The 20118-nt window shown below is 50.1% G+C and carries 26 protein-coding genes; all 26 read left to right on the forward strand.

The annotated features are described in order from the left end of the window. Positions 1–38 precede the first annotated feature (38 nt). Complete coding sequence (locus SK36_RS08175; protein ID WP_048221277.1) at positions 39–236, forward strand: hypothetical protein; 198 nt, start codon at positions 39–41, stop codon at positions 234–236. A 72-nt stretch (positions 237–308) separates the two neighbouring features. Further along, positions 309–716, forward strand: a complete 408-nt coding sequence (locus SK36_RS08180; RefSeq protein WP_048221278.1) for a DUF2513 domain-containing protein — start codon at positions 309–311, stop codon at positions 714–716. A 181-nt stretch (positions 717–897) separates the two neighbouring features. Then, positions 898–1602, forward strand: coding sequence for a Fur-regulated protein (locus SK36_RS24995; RefSeq protein WP_231593076.1), 705 nt, complete (start codon positions 898–900; stop codon positions 1600–1602). Positions 1603–1617: 15 nt separating this feature from the next. Continuing rightward, positions 1618–1851 carry a hypothetical protein gene (locus tag SK36_RS08190; RefSeq protein ID WP_048221279.1) on the forward strand — a complete coding sequence of 78 codons (234 nt, stop codon included), beginning with the start codon at positions 1618–1620 and terminating at the stop codon, positions 1849–1851. Beyond that, positions 1839–2189, forward strand: a complete 351-nt coding sequence (locus SK36_RS23485; protein ID WP_048217952.1) for an HNH endonuclease — start codon at positions 1839–1841, stop codon at positions 2187–2189. The genes SK36_RS08190 and SK36_RS23485 overlap by 13 nt, the downstream gene beginning before the upstream one ends. Before the next feature lie 156 nt (positions 2190–2345). After that, positions 2346–2843, forward strand: a complete 498-nt coding sequence (locus tag SK36_RS08205) for a phage terminase small subunit P27 family (RefSeq protein WP_044701278.1) — start codon at positions 2346–2348, stop codon at positions 2841–2843. Further along, positions 2843–4600 carry a terminase large subunit gene (locus SK36_RS08210; RefSeq protein WP_044701276.1) on the forward strand — a complete coding sequence of 586 codons (1758 nt, stop codon included), beginning with the start codon at positions 2843–2845 and terminating at the stop codon, positions 4598–4600. Before SK36_RS08205 ends, SK36_RS08210 begins: the two co-directional genes overlap by 1 nt. A gap of 10 nt (positions 4601–4610) precedes the next feature. Further along, positions 4611–4796 carry a hypothetical protein gene (locus SK36_RS08215; protein WP_008323320.1) on the forward strand — a complete coding sequence of 62 codons (186 nt, stop codon included), beginning with the start codon at positions 4611–4613 and terminating at the stop codon, positions 4794–4796. Further along, positions 4796–6025, forward strand: a complete 1230-nt coding sequence (locus tag SK36_RS08220; protein ID WP_016240220.1) for a phage portal protein — start codon at positions 4796–4798, stop codon at positions 6023–6025. The genes SK36_RS08215 and SK36_RS08220 overlap by 1 nt, the downstream gene beginning before the upstream one ends. Further along, complete coding sequence (locus SK36_RS08225; protein WP_016240219.1) at positions 6012–6665, forward strand: HK97 family phage prohead protease; 654 nt, start codon at positions 6012–6014, stop codon at positions 6663–6665. The genes SK36_RS08220 and SK36_RS08225 overlap by 14 nt, the downstream gene beginning before the upstream one ends. A 13-nt stretch (positions 6666–6678) precedes the next feature. Continuing rightward, positions 6679–7887: a phage major capsid protein gene (locus tag SK36_RS08230; protein ID WP_016150485.1), complete on the forward strand. Its 1209-nt coding sequence runs from the start codon at positions 6679–6681 to the stop codon at positions 7885–7887. 38 nt (positions 7888–7925) lie between these two features. After that, positions 7926–8174 carry a hypothetical protein gene (locus SK36_RS24850; protein WP_048221282.1) on the forward strand — a complete coding sequence of 83 codons (249 nt, stop codon included), beginning with the start codon at positions 7926–7928 and terminating at the stop codon, positions 8172–8174. Then, the gene (locus SK36_RS08240) at positions 8171–8494 is read left to right on the forward strand and encodes a head-tail connector protein (RefSeq protein ID WP_048221283.1); all 324 of its coding nucleotides are present in this window, start codon (positions 8171–8173) and stop codon (positions 8492–8494) included. The genes SK36_RS24850 and SK36_RS08240 overlap by 4 nt, the downstream gene beginning before the upstream one ends. Before the next feature lie 9 nt (positions 8495–8503). Further along, on the forward strand, positions 8504–8842 hold the full coding sequence (locus SK36_RS08245; protein ID WP_048221284.1) for a phage head closure protein: 339 nt from the start codon (positions 8504–8506) through the stop codon (positions 8840–8842). After that, positions 8839–9288: an HK97-gp10 family putative phage morphogenesis protein gene (locus SK36_RS08250; protein ID WP_048221285.1), complete on the forward strand. Its 450-nt coding sequence runs from the start codon at positions 8839–8841 to the stop codon at positions 9286–9288. Before SK36_RS08245 ends, SK36_RS08250 begins: the two co-directional genes overlap by 4 nt. Next, positions 9285–9632, forward strand: a complete 348-nt coding sequence (gp17, locus tag SK36_RS08255) for a tail completion protein gp17 (protein WP_048221286.1) — start codon at positions 9285–9287, stop codon at positions 9630–9632. The genes SK36_RS08250 and gp17 overlap by 4 nt, the downstream gene beginning before the upstream one ends. 57 nt (positions 9633–9689) lie before the next feature. Continuing rightward, complete coding sequence (locus tag SK36_RS08260; protein WP_038642094.1) at positions 9690–10394, forward strand: immunoglobulin domain-containing protein; 705 nt, start codon at positions 9690–9692, stop codon at positions 10392–10394. Between the two features lie 27 nt (positions 10395–10421). Continuing rightward, a complete protein-coding gene (locus SK36_RS08265; protein ID WP_048221287.1) occupies positions 10422–10811 on the forward strand; it encodes a phage tail assembly chaperone in 390 nt (129 codons plus the stop codon). 8 nt (positions 10812–10819) lie between these two features. Then, a complete protein-coding gene (locus SK36_RS08270) occupies positions 10820–11098 on the forward strand; it encodes a phage tail assembly protein T (RefSeq protein ID WP_016150477.1) in 279 nt (92 codons plus the stop codon). 56 nt (positions 11099–11154) lie between these two features. Next, the gene (locus tag SK36_RS08275; RefSeq protein ID WP_016150476.1) at positions 11155–11490 is read left to right on the forward strand and encodes a zinc ribbon domain-containing protein; all 336 of its coding nucleotides are present in this window, start codon (positions 11155–11157) and stop codon (positions 11488–11490) included. Between the two features lie 46 nt (positions 11491–11536). Beyond that, positions 11537–14848 (forward strand): phage tail tape measure protein, encoded by a 3312-nt coding sequence (locus SK36_RS08280; protein WP_048221288.1) that lies wholly within the window; start codon positions 11537–11539, stop codon positions 14846–14848. Positions 14849–14862: 14 nt separating this feature from the next. Further along, entirely contained in the window at positions 14863–15456 is a 594-nt protein-coding gene (locus SK36_RS08285) for a hypothetical protein (RefSeq protein ID WP_048221289.1), read from the forward strand. Then, the gene (locus SK36_RS08290; protein ID WP_048221290.1) at positions 15456–16040 is read left to right on the forward strand and encodes a hypothetical protein; all 585 of its coding nucleotides are present in this window, start codon (positions 15456–15458) and stop codon (positions 16038–16040) included. Before SK36_RS08285 ends, SK36_RS08290 begins: the two co-directional genes overlap by 1 nt. Before the next feature lie 6 nt (positions 16041–16046). After that, positions 16047–16445, forward strand: a complete 399-nt coding sequence (locus SK36_RS08295) for a DUF6950 family protein (protein ID WP_048221291.1) — start codon at positions 16047–16049, stop codon at positions 16443–16445. After that, positions 16445–19165, forward strand: a complete 2721-nt coding sequence (locus tag SK36_RS08300; protein WP_048221292.1) for a phage tail tip protein J-related protein — start codon at positions 16445–16447, stop codon at positions 19163–19165. Before SK36_RS08295 ends, SK36_RS08300 begins: the two co-directional genes overlap by 1 nt. Further along, complete coding sequence (locus SK36_RS08305) at positions 19165–20109, forward strand: DUF6453 family protein (protein ID WP_048221293.1); 945 nt, start codon at positions 19165–19167, stop codon at positions 20107–20109. Before SK36_RS08300 ends, SK36_RS08305 begins: the two co-directional genes overlap by 1 nt. Positions 20110–20118: the final 9 nt, after the last annotated feature.

Below are 20118 nucleotides of genomic sequence, written 5' to 3' on the forward strand. Positions count from 1 at the left end.
TCGCAATAGCGGGGCTTTTTAACAACTGAGGTATGCGCATGACAGTAGTTCTTACAGCTACGCAGATTGAAGACCTGGCAGCCTTCGCGAAAGAAGATGGGCAGCCCCAATACACCATCACCACTGGCACGATCCCGGAATTTGAAGCGGATGATGGCGAGATTATCCCTGAATACACAGGGATGATCGCCTACTCAGAGTCACTTGAGCACGGTGTATTGCAACTCGACGATTAGTGGCATTCAGCAGGCATTCATTGAGTGCCTGTGATAATGCTAAATTAGTCCTTCACACATGAAGGAGTTGGCATGAAGATAGACCATGATTATTTAAAAGGACTTCTTGAGGCTTTTGAAGATTCAGGAGAACCGCAAACAAACATAAAACTGTTGCTTGCACAAGGATATGATTATCGAACCCCTGAGTTCTTGTTCCATATGCGCTTGCTTGCAGACAGATATTTAATTTCTCGAACTAATGGTGGTATGGGGTTTGGATTCTCAGAAGCTTCAGATTCAGGTGGATCATGGGCTGTAATGCCCTTGAGGCTTACTGCTGATGGACATGACTTCCTTGAAACCATGAGAAATAAAGAAGTATGGAATACGGTTAAAACCGGTTTTAAAGATGCCAGCATTGGGACTTTGGTTGATGTATCCAAGCGTCTATTTGATGGATATGTTCAAAAGAAAATCGATGGCCTCCTTGAGCAATAATGCCTCACGAACAAAAAAGTAAACATAAAGCCCTGCAAACGCGGGGCTTTTTTTATTGCGCTTCGCACGCGCACATCAAAGAGAGTCTTTCAGTAGTGAGCCTGGGTGATGCCGTTAGGTTGCGTTTACCTCTCGGGCGGCATTGCCGTGCGACAGGCTCACGTCTAAAAGGAAACGTATCATGAGTAACAAAATCATTACGCTGTCTGGCGCTGCTACTGACGTGCTGTATGCACTCTTTTTCCGTGGCGCGTTGCTGTCAGGTGACCTGCCGTCTAAATCTGGTGCCGCTGAATTACGCGAGCTGGGTTTTGCTGAAACCAGACATACAGCAACTGAATACCAGAAAGAAAATCACTTTACCTTTCTGACATCAGAAGGGCAGAAATTTGCCGTTGAACACCTGGTCAATACGCGCTTTGGTAAGCAGCAATATTGCGCTTCGATGATGATTGACGTTGGTCTTGATACCTCTGCCGCACAAAAGACAATCGACGAGCTATACCAGCGCATTGACCGTAACACCCTCGCCTTCGAACTTCTTCACAATGGAGAGTCATTCATCAAGGACGCCACTATCGCCAGTGGTGCTATCCACGGAGCGGCAATCGAAACACCTCATCCGGTGACCAATATCTACAACATCAGCCTTGGTATCCGGAGTGATGAGCCGGTGCGGAATAAGGTAGCCATTAGCACCAATGAAATAAGTATCCATGCAAACGTCGAAGAAGTTCTGCGTAATGCTCTGGCAGCCAACGAAGAAGTTGAGCGCTTGCGCGATGCTATGAAGAACGCTGCTAGCGAAGGTGTACAGCAGGCTTTAGCTGCGGTGGAAAGAGATTTCAGAAGTAACGGTAAACTCCGTCGCCTTCTTGGGGTTTAAATAGCAGGAGGTCATATGCGTCTAACTGTATTAGATGACGATCCCGGCAGGAAGATTAATCTCGGTGTAGAGCGATACGCTGTTTTTCTCGATGGCATTGAGATTAAGCATGTCTTCACTGCTGACGATGAAAAGGGCGAAGTAATCGCTGCTGTTCTCGATGAGCGTGGTTATATGGTAGCAGAGAACGGTGAAGTGAAGCGGCACACGCTTTACGGTTCCGTGAGGATTGAACCATGCCAGCGTTAATCCCTCGCGCATGTCGCAAGCGAGGTTGTCCCGGTACGACTACTGACCGTTCAGGCTACTGTGAGCAGCATCGCAATGAGGGCTGGCAACAGCACCAGCAGGGTAAGAGTCGCCATGAGCGTGGCTACGGCAGTAAGTGGGATATCAAACGAGCCCGTATCCTGAAGCGTGACAACCATCTGTGTCAGAACTGCCTGCGTACTGGACGCGCTGTCGCGGCCACAACCGTTGACCATATCAAGGCTAAGGCTCATGGGGGTACCGATGATGATTCGAACCTTGAAAGCCTGTGCTGGCCTTGCCACCGCTCGAAAACAGGGCGTGAACGCTTCAAATGATAATGATTACCATCAACGGATGTGGAGGGGAGGGGGAGGTCAAATCCCTGTAGCCGGGCGCCAAAAGGACCGCCGCCTAGCCTTTCTTCACATCGCCGCAGGTTAGAAAACTTTTTTTGGGTTCCCCCAGCCGATGATTAATAGGAGTTTTCGATTATGTCAGGACCGCCGAAAACCCCTACCCATCTGCGTTTGGTGAGGGGTAACCCATCCAAACGGCCTATCAACAAAAACGAGCCGCAGCCACCTAAAGGGGTACCCCCAGTTCCCAAGCATTTCGACAAGCAGGGGAAGTACTGGTTTAAGCGGATGGCCGAAGAACTTGATGCCATTGGCGTCATATCTCAGTTGGATGCCAGGGCTCTGGAGTTGCTGGTAGAGGCATATACGGAATACCGCCATCATTGTGAAACGCTGGATCGGGAAGGTTATACCTATGCGGTATACAGCGATGATGATGCTGATGAAGGGAAAGAACGTGAAATTCGAATGATCAAGCCGCATCCGGCAGCCATGATGAAAGCTGATGCCTGGAAGCGACTTCGCGCGATGTTAGCGGAGTTTGGTATGACTCCTTCCAGCAGGTCTAAGGTCAGTAAAGAAAAACCAGACGATGATGATCTGTTAAGTCAATTTCTAAATTCGAGGGACTGATGGCAAAAGTTACTGATGGCATACGTTACGCCGAACGCGTCGTTGCCGGGGACGTTATTGCCTGTGAGTTTGTCCGTCTTTCCTGCCAGCGATTTCTTGATGATCTGAGGCACGGTGAAGAACGTGGCATCTATTTCAGTGAGCCCCGCGCACAGCATATCCTCAATTTTTATAAATTCGTGCCTCATGTTAAAGGAGCACTGGCAGGCCAGCCGATTGAGTTGATGGACTGGCATGTTTTCATTCTGATCAACATCTTCGGTTTTGTTATCCCCCTGGTAAATGAAGAAACAGGCGAAATTGTTCTGCGTAATGATGGCAGTGGTCGTCCGGTGATGGTTCGCAGGTTTCGCACGGCATATAACGAGGTAGCCCGTAAAAACGCCAAGTCGACATTATCCTCTGGCGTTGGTCTCTATATGGCTGGCGCCGATGGTGAGGGCGGGGCAGAGGTTTATTCCGCAGCGACAACGCGGGATCAGGCTCGCATCGTTTTTGAAGATGCGAAAAACATGGTTAAAAAAGCGAAACTCACACTGGGGCGACTGTTTGAATTCAATAAACTGGCGATCTACCAGGAGCAGACAGCATCAAAGTTTGAACCGCTTTCTTCTGATGCCAACAATCTGGATGGTCTCAATATCCATTGTGGCATCGTCGACGAACTTCACGCGCATAAAACCCGTGATGTCTGGGACGTTCTGGAGACTGCAACCGGCGCACGATTGCAGTCTCTTCTGTTTGGCATAACGACAGCGGGTTTTAACAAAGAAGGGATTTGTTACGAGCTGCGCGATTATGCCATTAAGGTGCTGCGTGGTTATAACAGCGAAGTGGAAGGCGCGGTAAAAGACGATACCTTTTTCGCCATCATCTTCACCCTGGATAAAGATGATGATCCGTTTGATGAAACGGTCTGGCAAAAGGCTAACCCCGGACTGGGTATCTGTAAGCGCTGGGATGATCTTCGCCGCCTGGCAAAGAAGGCCAAAGAACAGGTTTCCGCCAGGGTTAACTTTTTCACCAAACACATGAATATCTGGGTGACCGCTGAGTCAGCCTGGATGGACATGATTAAGTGGGAAAAATGTGAGTTTATAGCCCCCCGTCATGAGCTGAAAACCTACCCGATGTGGGCTGGTGTGGATCTGGCCCACAAGATTGATATTTGCGCAGCAGTAAAACTCTGGCGGGCAGACAACGGCCACGCGCATGCAGACTTTAAATTCTGGTTACCCGAAGGGAGGCTGGAAAAATGTTCCGCTCAAATGGCGCAGATGTATCGCAAATGGGCTGAGCTTGGGAAGCTGGAACTGACCGACGGTGATGTTATCGATCATGCGCAGATTAAAGCTGATTTTCTGGAATGGATTAGCGGCGAAAACCTGAAGGAAACCGGGTTCGACCCCTGGAGCGCAACGCAGTTTAGCCTGGCTCTGGCAGAAGAGGGTGTGCCGCTGGTGGAGGTTCCGCAAACGGTCAGAAACTTTTCTGAGTCAATGAAAGAGGTGGAGTCTCTGGTTTACGGTGGGCGTTTTCATCACAGCAATCATCCGGTTATGAACTGGATGATGTCTAACGTTACCGTCAAGCCTGACAAAAACGACAATATCTTTCCGAACAAATCCACGCCAGAAGCGAAAATAGACGGGCCTGCCGCCTTGTTTACCGCAATGAGCCGCATGCTTGTAAACGGCGGCGAACAACAGGACAGCCTCTCTGACCATCTGGAAAGTTACGGCGTCCGTTCATTATAAAGAGGCAGTTATGATCCTGATGATTCTCGCCCCACTGATCGGGGTGATGGGCGCTATTTTGCTTTCGTTTGGTGTATGGATGATTTATCCGCCAGGAGGCTTAATCAGTGCCGGTATGCTTTGCCTTATCTGGTCATGGCTGGTTTCCCGCACGCTTTCGCTGGCCGGGAAAACATTGCGAGGGGGGACTGACTGATGTTTTTCCCCGGAATGTTCAAAAAAAGTGACGCCCCTGTCACTACTCCGGCAGAACTCGCTGAAGCAGTGGGAATGACTTACGACACCTATACAGGGAAAAGGGTAAGCAGCCAGAAAGCCATGCGGCTTACAGCGGTTTTCGGTTGTATCAGGGTTCTTGCTGAGTCGATGGGCATGCTGCCCTGTAACCTGTACAAGATAACCGGAAATAGTAAACAAAAAGCGACTTCCGAAAGGCTGCATAAATTACTGACGATGAAGCCAAATGATTACATGACCCCCCAGGAGTTCTGGGAACTGGTCATTGTGTGTCTTTGTCTTCGCGGTAATTTTTACGCCTACAAAGTTAAAGCGCTTGGCGAGGTGGTGGAGCTTCTTCCCATTGACCCAGGGTGTGTTGAACCAAAGCTTAACAGCCAGTGGCAGCCGGTTTACCAGGTAACATTCCCCGATGGCTCAACAGACGTGCTTGGGCAGGATGATATCTGGCATGTCAGGACGCTTACCTTTGACGGGCTGGTGGGACTGAACCCTATAGCCTATGCAAGAGAAGCAATATCTCTGGGAATGGCAACAGAGGAACATGGGGCGCGGTTGTTCTCAAATGGCGCGGTTACCTCCGGCGTACTCCGCACTGAGCAAACGCTCACTGACGCTGCTTACGCAAGGCTGAAAAAGGATTTTGAGGACCGTCACCTCGGGCTGAGCAACGCGCACCGACCAATGATTCTAGAAATGGGACTGGACTGGAAGTCGATGGCGCTCAATGCGGAAGACAGTCAGTTCCTTGAGACCAGGAAATTCCAGCTGGAGGAAATATGCCGCCTGTTCCGGGTGCCGATGCATATGGTGCAGAACACTGACCGCTCGACGTTTAACAATATTGAAAACCTCGGCATGGGGTTTATCAATTATTCACTCGTTCCGTATATGACCCGCATTGAGCAGCGAATCAACATCGGGCTGGTGAAGGAATCAAAGCAGGGTGTGTACTACGCAAAATTCAATGCCGGCGCATTGCTGCGCGGGGATATGAAGTCGCGATTTGAGGCGTATTCAACAGGAATTAACTGGGGTATTTACTCACCAAATGACTGCCGGGAACTTGAAGAACTTAACCCACGCGCAGGCGGAGATATTTACCTTACGCCAATGAACATGACGACGAAGCCGTCAGACAGCAGCAAGAACAAAACAACCGAGGAACAACATAATGCCGATGACTAAACAGCGGCTGGATATTCCGCTACAGCTAAAGTCTGTCAGCGACAGCGGGGAGTTTGAAGGCTATGGCTCTGTTTTTGGCGTAAAGGACAGCTACGATGATGTTGTTGTGCCAGGCGCTTTTTCGGCCTCCCTTCAGGCATGGAAAGAAAAGAATGCTCTCCCTGCATTACTCTGGCAGCACCGTATGGATGAACCCATCGGTATTTACACTGAGATGAAAGAGGATGAGGTTGGCCTTTATGTTAAAGGCCGGTTACTCATTGATGACGACCCCCTTTCGAAACGCGCACACGCCCACATGAAGGCCGGTTCTTTAACCGGCCTTTCTATTGGTTACATGCTGAAAGACTGGGAGTACGACCGCGTTAAGGGCGTGTTCCTTCTCAAAGAGATTGACCTGTGGGAAGTCAGTCTCGTCACGTTTCCGTCGAACGATGAAGCGCGGGTAAGTGATGTCAAAAGCGCATTTTCCCGCGGAGAAATCCCTTCTCAAAAAAGTATTGAACGAGTCCTGCGCGATGTTGGGCTCTCACGCACCCAGGCTAAAGCATTCATGGCCGGGGGGTATGGCTCACTTTCACAGCGTGATGTTGATGAGGTGAGTACCGCACTGGATGCACTGAAAAACATCAAATTTTAATCAGGAGTTAATTATGTCAGTTGACGTTAAAGACGTAGAGCAGGTCGCGCAGGAACTGCAGGCGAAGTTTGATGCGTTCAAAGAAAAGAACGATAAGCGCCTGGAAGCAGTTGAACAGGAAAAGGGCAAGCTGGCGGGGGAGGTTGAAACCTTAAACGGCAAGTTGTCTGAACTGGATGAGCTTAAATCTGCGCTGGAAGAGGAACTGAAGCAGGTTAAACGTCCAGCCGGTGGTCCTCAGAGCAAAGCCGCAAGCGAACATAAAACCGCTTTCATTGGCTTTATGCGCAAGGGTAAAGATGACGGGCTGCGCGAACTTGAACGCAAAGCTCTGCAGGTCGGTGTGGATGAAGATGGTGGCTATGCCGTGCCGGAAGAGCTGGATCGCACGATCCTTAATCTTCTGAAAGATGAAGTGGTGATGCGCCAGGAGGCGACAACCATCACAGTCGGCGGCGCTAACTATAAAAAACTGGTTAATCTCGGCGGTACGGCTTCCGGCTGGGTTGGTGAAACTGATGCCCGCCCGGAAACCGATGCGTCTAAACTCGGTCAGATTGAGCCGTTCATGGGAGAAATTTACGGTAACCCGCAGGCGACTCAAACCATGCTGGATGATGCCTTTTTCAACGTCGAAGACTGGATCAACAGCGAACTGGCAATTGAGTTTGCAGAGCAGGAAGAAATCGCCTTTACCAGCGGTAACGGGACGAAGAAGCCGAAAGGTTTTCTGGCATACGCTTCCACGCTTGATCCGGACAAGACTCGTGCATTTGGTACTCTCCAGCACATTCTCTCTGGCGCTGCGGCAGGCGTAACGGCTGATGCGATCATCAAACTGGTCTACACGCTGCGTAAAGTGCATCGTAATGGCGCTAAGTTCATGATGAACAACAACAGTCTGTTTGCTATCCGAATCCTGAAAGATTCAGAAGGCAACTACCTGTGGCGTCCTGGTCTGGAACTGGGTCAGCCTTCCTCTCTGGCCGGGTACGGTGTGGCAGAGAACGAACAGATGCCGGATATCGCGGCTGATGCTAAAGCAATTGCATTTGGCAATTTCAAGCGTGGTTACACCATTGTTGACCGCATCGGCACCCGCATTCTTCGTGACCCCTACACCAAAAAACCATTCGTTGGTTTCTACACCACCAAACGAACCGGGGGAATGCTGGTGGATTCTCAGGCCATTAAACTGCTGCAGATCGGCACTGGCGCTTAATTCTCTGGGGCTTCGGCCCCGATTTTTCGAGGTGATTTATGCCTGAATTATTGCGTGAACTTAAGTGGTCCCCAGATGGTTGTATTGTCGAATCCATTCCCGCAGGGGTGTATTCGGACGGTGAGCTACCTGTCCGCGCTGAGGAAATTGCTGCCGAACTAGGCATTATCAAATTTGGTAGTGGCGGTGTTCATGTTCCTGCAGAGCCAGAGCCAGAGCCAGAGCCAGAGCCAGAGCCAGAGCCAGAGCCAGAACCACCGAAAACAAAACGTGGGAAGACCAAATGAAACCGTCTATTGCCGAATTACGGCAGCAATGCCGGATAGACAGCGATGATGTTTCTGAAGATCAGACACTGGCGATATATCTCAGTGCAGCAAAGTCCCATGCTGAGAAAATTGTAAACAGGGCTCTATACGATACGAGCATCCCGGACAGTGACCCTGATGGCATCATCATCAGCGACGATATCAAGCTAGCGTTAATGCTTCTTGTCAGCCACTGGTACGAGAACAGAGAGCCGGTAAATATTGGCAATATTACAAGCACATTGCCGTTTGGTGTTCAGGCTCTCCTGGGGCCGCACCGGAAGCACCCGGGAACATAAGGGGGGTATATGCAGGCAGGTCGATTACGCCATCGCGTTACTATCCTGAACTTTACTTCTTTTCGCGATACGACAGGCCAGCCGGTTGAAGAGTGGCAGGAGGGAAAGATCATATGGGCGGAAGTGCTGGGTATCAGTGGTCGTGAGCAGTTGCAATCAGGAGCAGAAACGGCACAGGCAACAATTCGGGTGTGGATCCGTTTCCGGCGTGATGTGACTGCTGCGTCAAGATTAAAGGTGCTCACAGGACCATTTAAAGGCGCGGTACTGAATATCATCAGTCCCCCCATACCTGACAGTAAAGCCACCAGGCTGGAAATACTCTGTAAAAATGGAGCGGAAAAATGATTGATATCGGTCTGGATTTTTCTGGCCTTGAAGAGATATCCCGCGATCTGGAATTACTGAGTCGCGCCGAAAACAACAAAGTTCTGCGTGATGCCACTCGAGCTGGTGCTGAGGTTCTGAAAGATGAGGTGATAGTAAGAGCGCCTGAACGAACCGGCAAGCTGAAGAAAAACGTTGTGGTGCTGACGCAGCGATCACGTAAACGCGGTGATATTTCATCCGGTGTTCATATTCGTGGTCGAAACATGCGAACGGGTAACAGCGATAATTCAATGAAAGCCTCCGATCGACGTAACGCGTTTTACTGGCGATTTGTCGAAATGGGCACAGTGAATATGCCCCCACATCCTTTTGTCCGTCCTGCGTTTGATACCCGCGAAGAACTGGCGACGCAGGTTGCTATGAAACGCATGAACCAGGCCATTGATGAGGTGCTGAGTAAATGACGGAAGATGACCTTTATCTTTTGCTGAAGCCTCTGGCCGGTGGACAAGTTTATCCTTACGTTGCGCCGCTGGGTAGTGATGGCCAGCCCTCGATATCACCGCCATGGGTTATTTTTTCACTTATTTCTGATGTGACCGCTGATGTTCTTTGTGGGCAGGCCGAATCAGGGATATCGGTCCAGGTGGATGTTTACTCACTGACTCTCAAAGAGGCGCGGAATCTTCGTGATATGGCGCTTCAGGTGGTTAAGCCACTCAATCCCACCAATATAAGCAAAACCCCTGGTTATGAACCAGAGAACCGGTATTACCGGACGACGCTGGAATTTCAGGTCACTGTCTGACAAATCCACTAACTCACAGACCCGCTACGGCGGGTTTTCTATTTTCAGGAGACAAATATGTCCTCACTGTATGAAAAATCGCAGGGTACTAAAATTCAGATCACCTCTGCGCCAGCGACATTGGATACGATTGGCGCCGCAACCTGGCTGGATTTGCACTGTACTATCAAAGAAGTCCAGTTTACTGGTGGTCAGAAGCAGGACATTGATGTCACAACTCTGTGCTCAACCGAGCAGGAAAACATCAACGGCCTGGGCGCTCAGTCAGAAATCTCTATGTCCGGTAACTTTTATGTTAACCCGGCACAGGATGCGCTGCGTGATGCTTACGATAACGACACCACGTATGGTTTTCGGATTGTCTTCCCGTCTGGTATTGGCTTCCAGTTCCTGTCTGAAGTTCGTCAGCACACCTGGTCTTCAGGGACAAACAGCGTGGTGGCTGCAACGTTCTCGTTACGCCTGAAAGGTAAGCCGACGAAAATTGATAACGCGCTGCGCCTGACCACCGACCTGCCTGACACCAAATCTGTTACCTCTGGTGCGGCTTTGTCACTGACGGTCGTAGCTGCCGGGGGAACGGCACCTTATTCCTACGTCTGGAAGAAAGGCGGCAGCGCGGTTAGTGGACAGACGACAGCAACGTTCAACAAGGCAAACGCTGCTGCAGGTGATGCCGGTGATTACGTTTGTGAAGTTACCGATGCCTCCACACCTGCTGGAAAAGTCACCTCAGCAACCTGCGTCGTAACGGTAGCATAATTCATCTTCTTTAATCAGGGATAAAAAATGGCAAAGAGTCTTAAAGAACTGGCGCTGGCTAAAATGTCAGGCTTTCGTCATAAAATCATTACGGTCCCTGAATGGGATGGTGTGAAGGTTGTTCTACGGGAACCTTCTGGCGAAGGTTGGCTACGCTGGCAGGAAATTGCAAAATCTGGCGCAGATGAAGAAGGCGAGGTGTCTGTATCAGAAAAAGCACACCGTAATCTTTGTGCTGACGTGGTGCTGTTCATTGATGTCCTTTGCGATACCAACAAGCAACCGGTATTCAGCGTCGATGAAGAAGACCAGGTTCGTGAAATTTACGGGCCCGTTCACTCACGCCTTCTCAAACAGGCGCTTGACCTCATCAACAGCGCGGACGAAGCGCGGGAAAAGTCGCAACCCCCGGCGTAAAGTTTCTGATGGCGCTTGCGCTCCGCATGGGGCGCACGCTCTCAGAGCTTCGGCAGACCATGACGGCAAGTGAGCTTCTGATGTGGATTGAATTCGACAGACAAAGCCCCATCGGCGATATTCGTGGTGATATTCAGGCAGCTCAGATCGTCTCTGCTATCTACGGCTCACAGGGGGCGAAAGTACCGCTGGACGATGCGATCCTGCGCTGGGGCGGTGATGAACAATCAGCACCGAAGGACCCGTTTGCAGGGCTTGAGGCTGCATTAACAGCAGCAACTCAGTGACATTTATTCAGTAAGATAATAGGATTTACCTCATTGATGATGTTTAGGGGAAGGTCATGGAAATCTTACTTATTTCAATTGTTATTGGTCTAATACCTGCATTGATTGCAAGTAGCAAGGGGCGCTCTTTTTTGGGGTGGTGGATTTATGGGGCTCTGTTATTCATTGTTGCCTTAGTTCACTCTTTAGTTATTAAAAAAGATGTACAGTTTGAAGAAAAAGAGAAGCTGGAATTTGATGGTATGAAAAAATGCCCGTTCTGTGCTGAATTAATAAAAAAAGAAGCCATCAAATGCAAGCATTGTGGTAGTGATTTGTTATCAAGTGATCATCCCACAAAAACCGATGAAGAATATCTTGAGGAAGCCCGACGAAAAGTCTGGGAAAAATAATAATACAAACCGCTTCGGCGGTTTTTTTGTTTCTGGAGAATGAATAATGGCTACCTTGCGAGAACTGATTATTAAAGTATCCGCAAATTCACAATCTTTCCAGACAGAAATTTCTCGCGCTTCACGTATGGGGCAGGATTATTACAAAACCATGCAGAATGGTGGTCGTCAGGCGGCCTCTGCATCAAGAGAGACGCAGAGAGCTCTGGCAGAAGTAACAAACCAACTTAATTCTGCAAAATCCTCTGCGATGGGGCTTGCTGGTGCTTTCGCTGGTGCATACGCCACCGGGCACCTGATATCCCTTGCGGATGAATGGAGTTCGGTTAATGCACGATTGAAACAGGCCTCTCAATCAACTGATGACTTCAACCAGTCACAACGCTCTCTGATGGATATTAGCCAGCGAACAGGAACCACATTTTCAGATAACGCAAACCTGTTTGCTCGCTCAGCTGCATCAATGCGTGAATTCGGCTATAGCTCCGAAGAAGTATTAAATGTTACTGAGGCTATTTCTACCGGATTGAAGCTTTCTGGCGCAAGCACAGCAGAGGCGAGTTCTGTTATTACCCAATTCAGCCAGGCACTATCTCAGGGGGTTTTACGTGGTGAGGAATTTAACTCAGTTAATGAGAATGGCGATCGTGTTATCAGGGCTCTTGCCTCTGGGATGGGGGTCGCTAGAAAAGACTTAAAAGCAATGGCTGATGCAGGTCAACTTACTGCTGACAAGGTTGTTCCGGCATTAATCAGCCAGCTCGGATCACTTCGTGAAGAATACAACGCAATGCCGCAGACTGTATCTGCGGCAACAACAAAAATTGAAAACGCTTTTATGGCATGGGTTGGCGGCGCAAATGAAGCAAGTGGTGTTAGCCGGACATTGACAGGCGCATTAAATGGGATTGCAGATAATATTGATGAAGTTGCAACTGCCGCAGGTGTTCTTGTTGCTGTTGGCGCAGCGCGATGGTTTGGAGACATGGCATCAGGAGCGTTTTCAGCAACATCAGGGTTATTAAATGCAGCAAAGAGTGAGATTGCGCTTGCTGAAGCGCAAGTTAGAGGTACTCAAATATCCACGGCTCGCGCTCGTGCAGCTGTGTATCGGGCACAACAAGCTTTAATTGCTACCAGGGGAACTGATGCTCAGGCAGCAGCGGAGAAAAGGTTATCTGATGCTCAAGCATCATTAACCAGAAATATTTCGGCAAGGACCGCAGCGCAGGAAGCCCTAAATAATGTGACATCATTAGGCTCTCGGTTGATGGGGGGCGCTCTTGGGTTGGTTGGCGGGATTCCTGGTTTGGTTATGCTGGGAGCTGGTGCATGGTACACCATGTATCAGAATCAGGAGCAAGCTCGCCGATCCGCACAAGACTATGCAAATACTATTGATCAGATACGCTCTAAAACAAAAACCATGTCATTACCTGAGGCTTCAGATAATGAAGCCAAGACCAGGCAGGCATTAGACGAGCAAAACCGACTTATTGATGAGCAGGCAAAAAAGGTTAGGCAGTTACGGGAAGAAATTTCCGGTTACCAGCACATGTTGGCTAACCCTGGTCCTACAGTTGCAGGTTACATGGTTAACCATCTTAAGAGCATAGATGATGCTACTCGAGGTCTTTCTGATGCCACTAATGCTTTAGCTATTGAGCAAGAACGCCTGGCACAGATGCAGGCCAAATCGCAGTCTATTCAGGAGGTTCTTGAGGGGGTAGAGCATCGTCGTATTGCGCTTATACGTCAGCAGGCAGCAGAACAGAATTCAGCCTATCAGTCATTATTAATTATGAACGGCCAGCATACAGAGTTTAACCGTCTGCTAGGGTTGGGAAATGCACTGCTTATGTCTCGTCAGGGACTGGTTAACTCTCCGTTAAGATCACCTCAGGCTGACCTTAATACTAAACAGGTGGATGCGATTGAAAAAAGTAGGCGTGAACTTGAATTATCTCGCCGTAAAGGTGAGGAGAGAGAACGCTTACGATTAAGTTATTCTGCTGATGATCTTGGCTTCGCTTCTAATGACCCTCGTTATCAGACCAGCCGTCAGGAGTTAATTAACAATGGCTTAGAAGAGTGGCGGAATAATCAGGCTAACAAGCCGAAAGCAAAAGGTGGAAAAACAGAAGCCGAAAAAACAGCGGATACTTACGACAAACTCATTAAGCAGCAGAAAGAGCAAATCGCTCTGGCTGGTCAGAATACCGAACTGGCAAAACTGAAATATCAGGTTAGTCTGGGTGAACTTACTTCCCTCACGGAAGCGCAAAAACAAACCCTGTTGCAGAATGCCGCGTTGATTGATCAGCAGAAAATCCGCGAACAATTAGCGGCGTATGAAGCCAACCTCGCTGACTCAAACGCCAGCGCGCGAGCATCTAACCAAGCAGAACTTACCGGATATGGACAGGGAAGCCGAATGCGTGAACGGATGCAGGAAATGCTGCGTATCCGGGAAGAGTTTCAGCAAAAGAACGTTGATCTGCAGCGGCAGTACCAGTCAGGTGATATTTCTGAAGATCTATACCGTCAGGAACTTGCACTGAATAAACGTTATCTCGATGAAAGGTTACGAGATCAGGAATCTTACTACTCAGCCTCTGATGCCCAGCGCAGTGACTGGACAACGGGTATGCGTGAAGGTTTTGCGAACTGGGCTGACACTGCTTCTGATTACGCATCTCAGTCCGCTGACCTGGTGAATAACGCAATGTCCGGGCTGGTGGGTAATATTTCTGATGCACTGGCCGGTAATAAGGTTGACTGGGAAGACTGGGCTAGTTCGGTGCTTCAGTCTATGCAGAAAATTATCCTCAATGCGATGCTGGTGGATTCTTTGCGCTCAGCCAGTAACAGCGGTTTTTTCAGTTCGATCGGCGGCATGTTTGGGGCGGGGGCTGGCGCTGCATCTGGCAGCACTCCTTCTGGCGCTTATAACTCTGCCGCATCTGGCATAAAGCTGAATGCAAAAGGTGGTGCATATGCCTCTGAAAGTCTGAGCGCTTACAGCAACAGCATTGTTAACACACCGACATATTTTGCTTTTGCAAAAGGTGCTGGGCTTATGGGGGAGGCGGGGCCGGAAGCCATTATGCCACTGACACGATCAGCTGATGGTTCGTTGGGGGTTCGCATGGTTGGCAGTCAGCCAGCAGCGACTGGTAATGGAGAAATTCACATCACCCAGCATTTCAATATTTCAGGTAATGGAGATGCTGCGCTTCAACAAGCCATGGAAGAGGCGGCAAGAAAAGGAGCTAATGATGGCGCAAAACAGGCTCGTCAGGCAATGCTCGAAGATTTTTCTAATCGTGGACAGGGTAGGCGACTACTTGGTGTATAAGACGGGAGTGAAGTATGGCTGCACTTGAATGGCCCGAAGATGTCTGTCCTGCATCGCTGACCTGGCGACCAGAGAGTAACACCAAAACCTTTCGTTCCCCCTTCAATGGATCATCACAAACCGCACGCTTCCCAGGTACTCGCTGGGTATGTTCCCTGACTTTTAATAACCTTACTGACGAAAAATCCAGGCGTATTGATGCCCTGGTGGCTTCCCTTGATGGCGAATATGGAAGGGTAAAAGTCCGTGACTGGGGGAGAAGTGGCAGAGCGCCTGCTGGTGCGCCCGTTGTTGATGGTGCTAATCAGACAGGAGTCCAGCTTCAGAGTAAGGGCTGGACGCCGGGAACAGTTGTGCTCAGACAGGGCGATTATTTCACTGTTAACGATGAACTGAAGATGGTTACAGCCGACGTGACGAGCGCGGCGAACGGTACCGCAATAATTGTATTTGCCCCGATGATGCGCAGCTCGCCACCTGCTAATGCTGCCATTGAAGTTGCGAAACCCTACGGTATTTTCAAACTGAAGGATAACCAGCAGGGCGCCGGTAACCGTGTGCCGGGTGTTTTTACCAGCTATACCCTGGAACTTGAGGAGGCATTTTAATGCTGTTTTCCCCCTTTTCTGATTCGATGGTGGACTGGTTATCCCGCGACAGGGTGACGGTCGCGATCGCCGCCAATATTCAGTTTGAATCCGGCACCGTCTATGTGCATTCCGGTACCGGTACACTGGTTCTTGGTGGTCATGTCTATTACGGCATGGGGCGCATGGGTTCTGTTGATGATGCCAGTGAAACCAGCACGACCAGCCCGACTCAGGTCAAAATGACCCTCTCAGGTCTGGATATGGCCCTCTTTGCCACCACGCTGAATGAGCGATGTGTGGGTAGAAATGCTGAAATCTATCTGGTGGCCATGGATGATAACGGCGTTGTCCAGGTTGCTGATCTCCTGTTCAAGGGGAAGGTGTCCAGTACGGGGGCGACAGCCGGAGAGACGAACGCCCTGCAATACACCCTCAGTAATATTTTTGAAGACTGGCAACGTCCTTTTCCCGATCGCTATACCGATGAATCGCAACAGGCCGCTTATCCCGGCGATCACATATTCCGTTATGTGGCGCAGATGGCTGAACGTTCAATTTACTGGGGCAATAAAAAAGATGCACCAGGATTTACCTATAAGTGAGGAAGCATGAAGCATCCGGACTGGCATAACAGATTAATCACCGTGATAAGGGCCGCTGAAAAGCGGCCTTTTTTATGGGGTAGTCATGACTGCTGCCTGTTCGCGGCTGACTGTGCTCAGGCCATGTGCGGCGAGGATTTTGCGGCGGCCTGGCGCGGAACCTACGACAGCGAACATGGGGCAAAAAAGGCGATATTGTGCGGTGGCGGCTCGCTTGAAAAGGTGCTGGCCCGGTATCTCGATGAAGTACCGGTGAAGCTGGCGCAGCGTGGTGATGTTGCCGTTGTTGAAAATGCGGGATCGCGGTGTGCCGGGGTGGTGTATTCCGGCGTTGTATGGGTGCCTGGCGAAAATGGTCTTGTCAGTCTGCGGGTTAAGCCGCTGAGTGTCTGGAGGGTGCGTTAATGCCTGCTGCTATTCCTATCATTGCGACCGTCGCTGCAGGTGCTGCCGCCTCATATCAGTATTACGGGATTGCAATGGCTATCACCGTGGCCGCTCAGGTGGCAACTCAGGCACTGACCAAAAAACCATCACTGGATTCATACCGTGACACATCGGAACGTAAACAGGTCCTTCGTGCCGCAGCCAGCGCCAAAACGGTTGTTTATGGTCACACCACGACAGCGGGAACATTGTTCTTTTCAGAAGAAGAGTCGGGGCAACAGGATGACGGTGAAATGCTACACCTGGCTGTTGCTCTGGCAGGTCACTCATTATCAAGTATTGGAACCGTCTGGCTGGGTGACGAACCGATCAGCAGTTTTCCGGAACATGCGTCTTTTGAACTGCATACCAATCGCCAGACCGTAGATCCGTACATGCTGGCAAACTGTCCGTCATGGAAAGAAGACATGATCGGAAAGGGGATCACCTGGCTGCGTGTGTCTCTCAAATTCAGCGCAGAAAAATTCCCGTCAGGCATCCCGAATATCAAGATCGAAAAGTACGGGCGTGCCGTTTATGACCCGCGTACCGGGTTGACGGGTTACAGCAATAACGCGGCGCTGGTTATCCTGGACTATTACCGCAATTACCTGAAAGTGCCCGACACCGATATTCTCTGGGACCAGTTTCAGGAAGCGGCGAACATCTGTGATGAGGATGTGATTACTGGCGGTAATACCGTTGAGAAGCGTTATACGATTAACGGTGAGTTCGATCTCAGTGAAAACAAAGTCAGTATTCTGGAAGGAATGCTGGCGGCATGCGCCGGTGATGTAACGTATACCGCTGGTAAACATGGTCTTCTGGTCGGGGCCTATTATGGTCCTGCGACAGAGGTGATCACTGAAAGCCAGCTGGCAGGTGATATCGAAATCATGCCGGAAGTCTCTCAGGCGGAACGTGTTAACACCATCAAGGGGACATTTGTCGATCCGCAGCAGGGTTATACCGAAGCGGATTTCCCCTCAGTGTCTGTCAGTGAATGGGTGACGGAAGACGGCGTGGAAATATCGCAGGATATGAAACTGAGATTTGTGACATCTGAATTTCAGGCCCAGCGTCTTGCAGACGTGAAGTTAAAGCGCACCCGCATCGCCAGAACCATGAACGTTACGTTAAACCTGAGCGGGTACCGTTACCGCCCGGGAATGTATGTGAAGGTGAATTTCCCGTCTATCGGTATCGTGAATGTTGAGATGCGGGTAACTGACTGGAAGTTCGGTGTTCAGAATGGCGTGCAACTGACACTGAAGCAGGAAACCGCAGATGTCTGGGGCGACGCCGTTGGCAAACCGATTGAGCGACCGCCGTTCACTCAGTTGCCATCCGGCGGAGTGGCGCAGCCGCAGAACCTGAAATACACCGTGGAGGAAATCGGTCAGGTTGTACAGGGAATTTTGTCCTGGCAGAACATCGGGCAGGTTGTCTATAACAAAGTGATCATTCGCCGTAATGGTCAGATGGTCATGTCCGTCCAGGTTCCGGGGACGTTCACGCGTCTTACCGGGTTACCGAAAAATACCTACACAGCCCACGTTATTGCTGTAAACCAGATGGGGGCAGAGTCGCCAGAAGGGTATCTGGAATTCAGCATTGAAGCCCCGCCAGCACCTTCCCATGTTGATATTGAGCAGGGCTTCTTTTCCGTCACGCTGATCCCGCGTCTGGCGGCAATTACTAATGTTTCCACACAGTTCGATTTCTGGACGTCAGGTGAAACGAAACTGCCAAATACCTCAACAGCAACCGTGGAAGGGAATGCCAGCCGCGAGGGGATGGGAACGACCTGGACCAGCAATCAGCTACAGGTTGGACATACCTACTACTGGTACATCAGAACGGTTAACGCCTTTGGTGCATCCGGGTTTATCGAAGTTCCGGCGTTGTGCTCTATGGACACAGGCGGGCTGATTGACATCATTGATGACCAGATTCAGAACTCTGATGCCTTTCAGAATATTAAGGATGGGGTTGATACTAACCTGGAAGGCATTATGGAAAATGCGCTGGCGAACCATGGAACCGTTGAGCATCAGTATCAACAATATGGTGAGGTACGCGCTGATATTCTGGTCGTAAAAACCACGGTGGCTACTGCTGAGCAGGGGCTCGCTGACTTATCCACTTATGTCCAGGCTCAAATAGGACCTGATGGCAGTCTGACCTCTGCGGTAAACCAGAAAATGACTGCGGTGGTGAACAGCGACGGAACAGCCAAAGCCTCCTACACGCTGAACATGGGTATCGTAAGAAATGGTGTTAAATACAACACGGGTTTCGGTATGTCCATCGAACCTGATGGAAACAGCTATAAATCCACGGTTGTATTTGCCGCCGATCAGTTCGGTATTTATTCCGGTAACAATCCAGGTAACTGGCAGGCTGCATTTTTCGTCTATAACGGGCAGGTATTTATTCGCAGCGCATTAATTCAGGAAGCATCCATCGATTTTGCGAAAATTACCGACTCACTTCAGTCTGCGAACTTCGTCCCCGGTGGTGGTGGACGTGGATGGAATTTACCGAAATCTGGTAGCCCAGAATTCCATGGGAAACTCTATGCTGACAGTGGTGAATTTGCATTTAACGGAGTGAATAACGTTACTCGCATTGACGGCAATGGGATCACTGTAAATCTCTCTGGCGGTGGCAGGGTTGTCGTCGGGAGGTGGTCATAATGCCGGAAGGGATATTAATCGACTATAACGATGGACGTCCGGTAATGGCAATTACTGCAGGGCTGCGAGCCCCCAGTTTTTGCACAACCTTCTCGGGCTGGTCATCCCAGTCAATGCAGTACCCGGTCAATACGCCACTTGTTCCCGGTTCACAGGTCATCGTGGTGCCCACCAATCCCATTTACATCTATTCCTTTGCTGAATTTGATGTGGCCATTATGACGGGGGTCACCCGAAACGGGGACTCCGGGGTCATCATTGGTGCAGAAACCATCGGGGGTAAGGCCCTCACACCGGACTGGTCTGGTTATGTCATGGAGCTGCTGCCAGCAGCCACTTATAACGAAGGATTACTGGTTTCGAACTCGACTGACTTCACCGCCATATCCAACCAGGCCGCGCTGATGACCTGCGCTTATTCCGGGCGCATTACGGTTAACGGCAGCGCTCCGCTTCCGGTGGGCGGTATTCCTTTTGGTAAATGGGATAACCCAAATGTGTCGGTGGGGTTTGATGGCGGCAACATCATCGTTCGCGATATTTCCTACACAGGGCGGGACGACGTGGCCGGAACGGCGACGATTGACCTGGTGATATTCAATCAGACAGCACCAGTCGGCGGCGACGGTATCACGATGACCAACGCAGCAGGCCAGGTCACGTTCTCCACGCTGAAACGCCCCTTTGTATATGACCGACAAATCCAGATTACCGATGCCTTTCAGGATATTGGCGGCGGGTTTTGCCAGATAGTCTATACCGGCGTTCAGGTACGTATGCTCAGCGGATGGGGAAATATCAGAACTAAAGGCGTGGTCATGTCAGGCGGTAGCGTCAGGTCAGCCTACAACAAAGTATTTGCGGACCGCAATTCTGGCGCATGGGATATGACCCGAAACAGAAATATCGCCATGCCCATTCTTATTCTTCCGAATATGTACTGAGGAAAAACT

Source organism: Citrobacter sp. MGH106 (assembly GCF_001037495.1).
In the GTDB taxonomy this organism is placed as follows: domain Bacteria; phylum Pseudomonadota; class Gammaproteobacteria; order Enterobacterales; family Enterobacteriaceae; genus Citrobacter; species Citrobacter murliniae.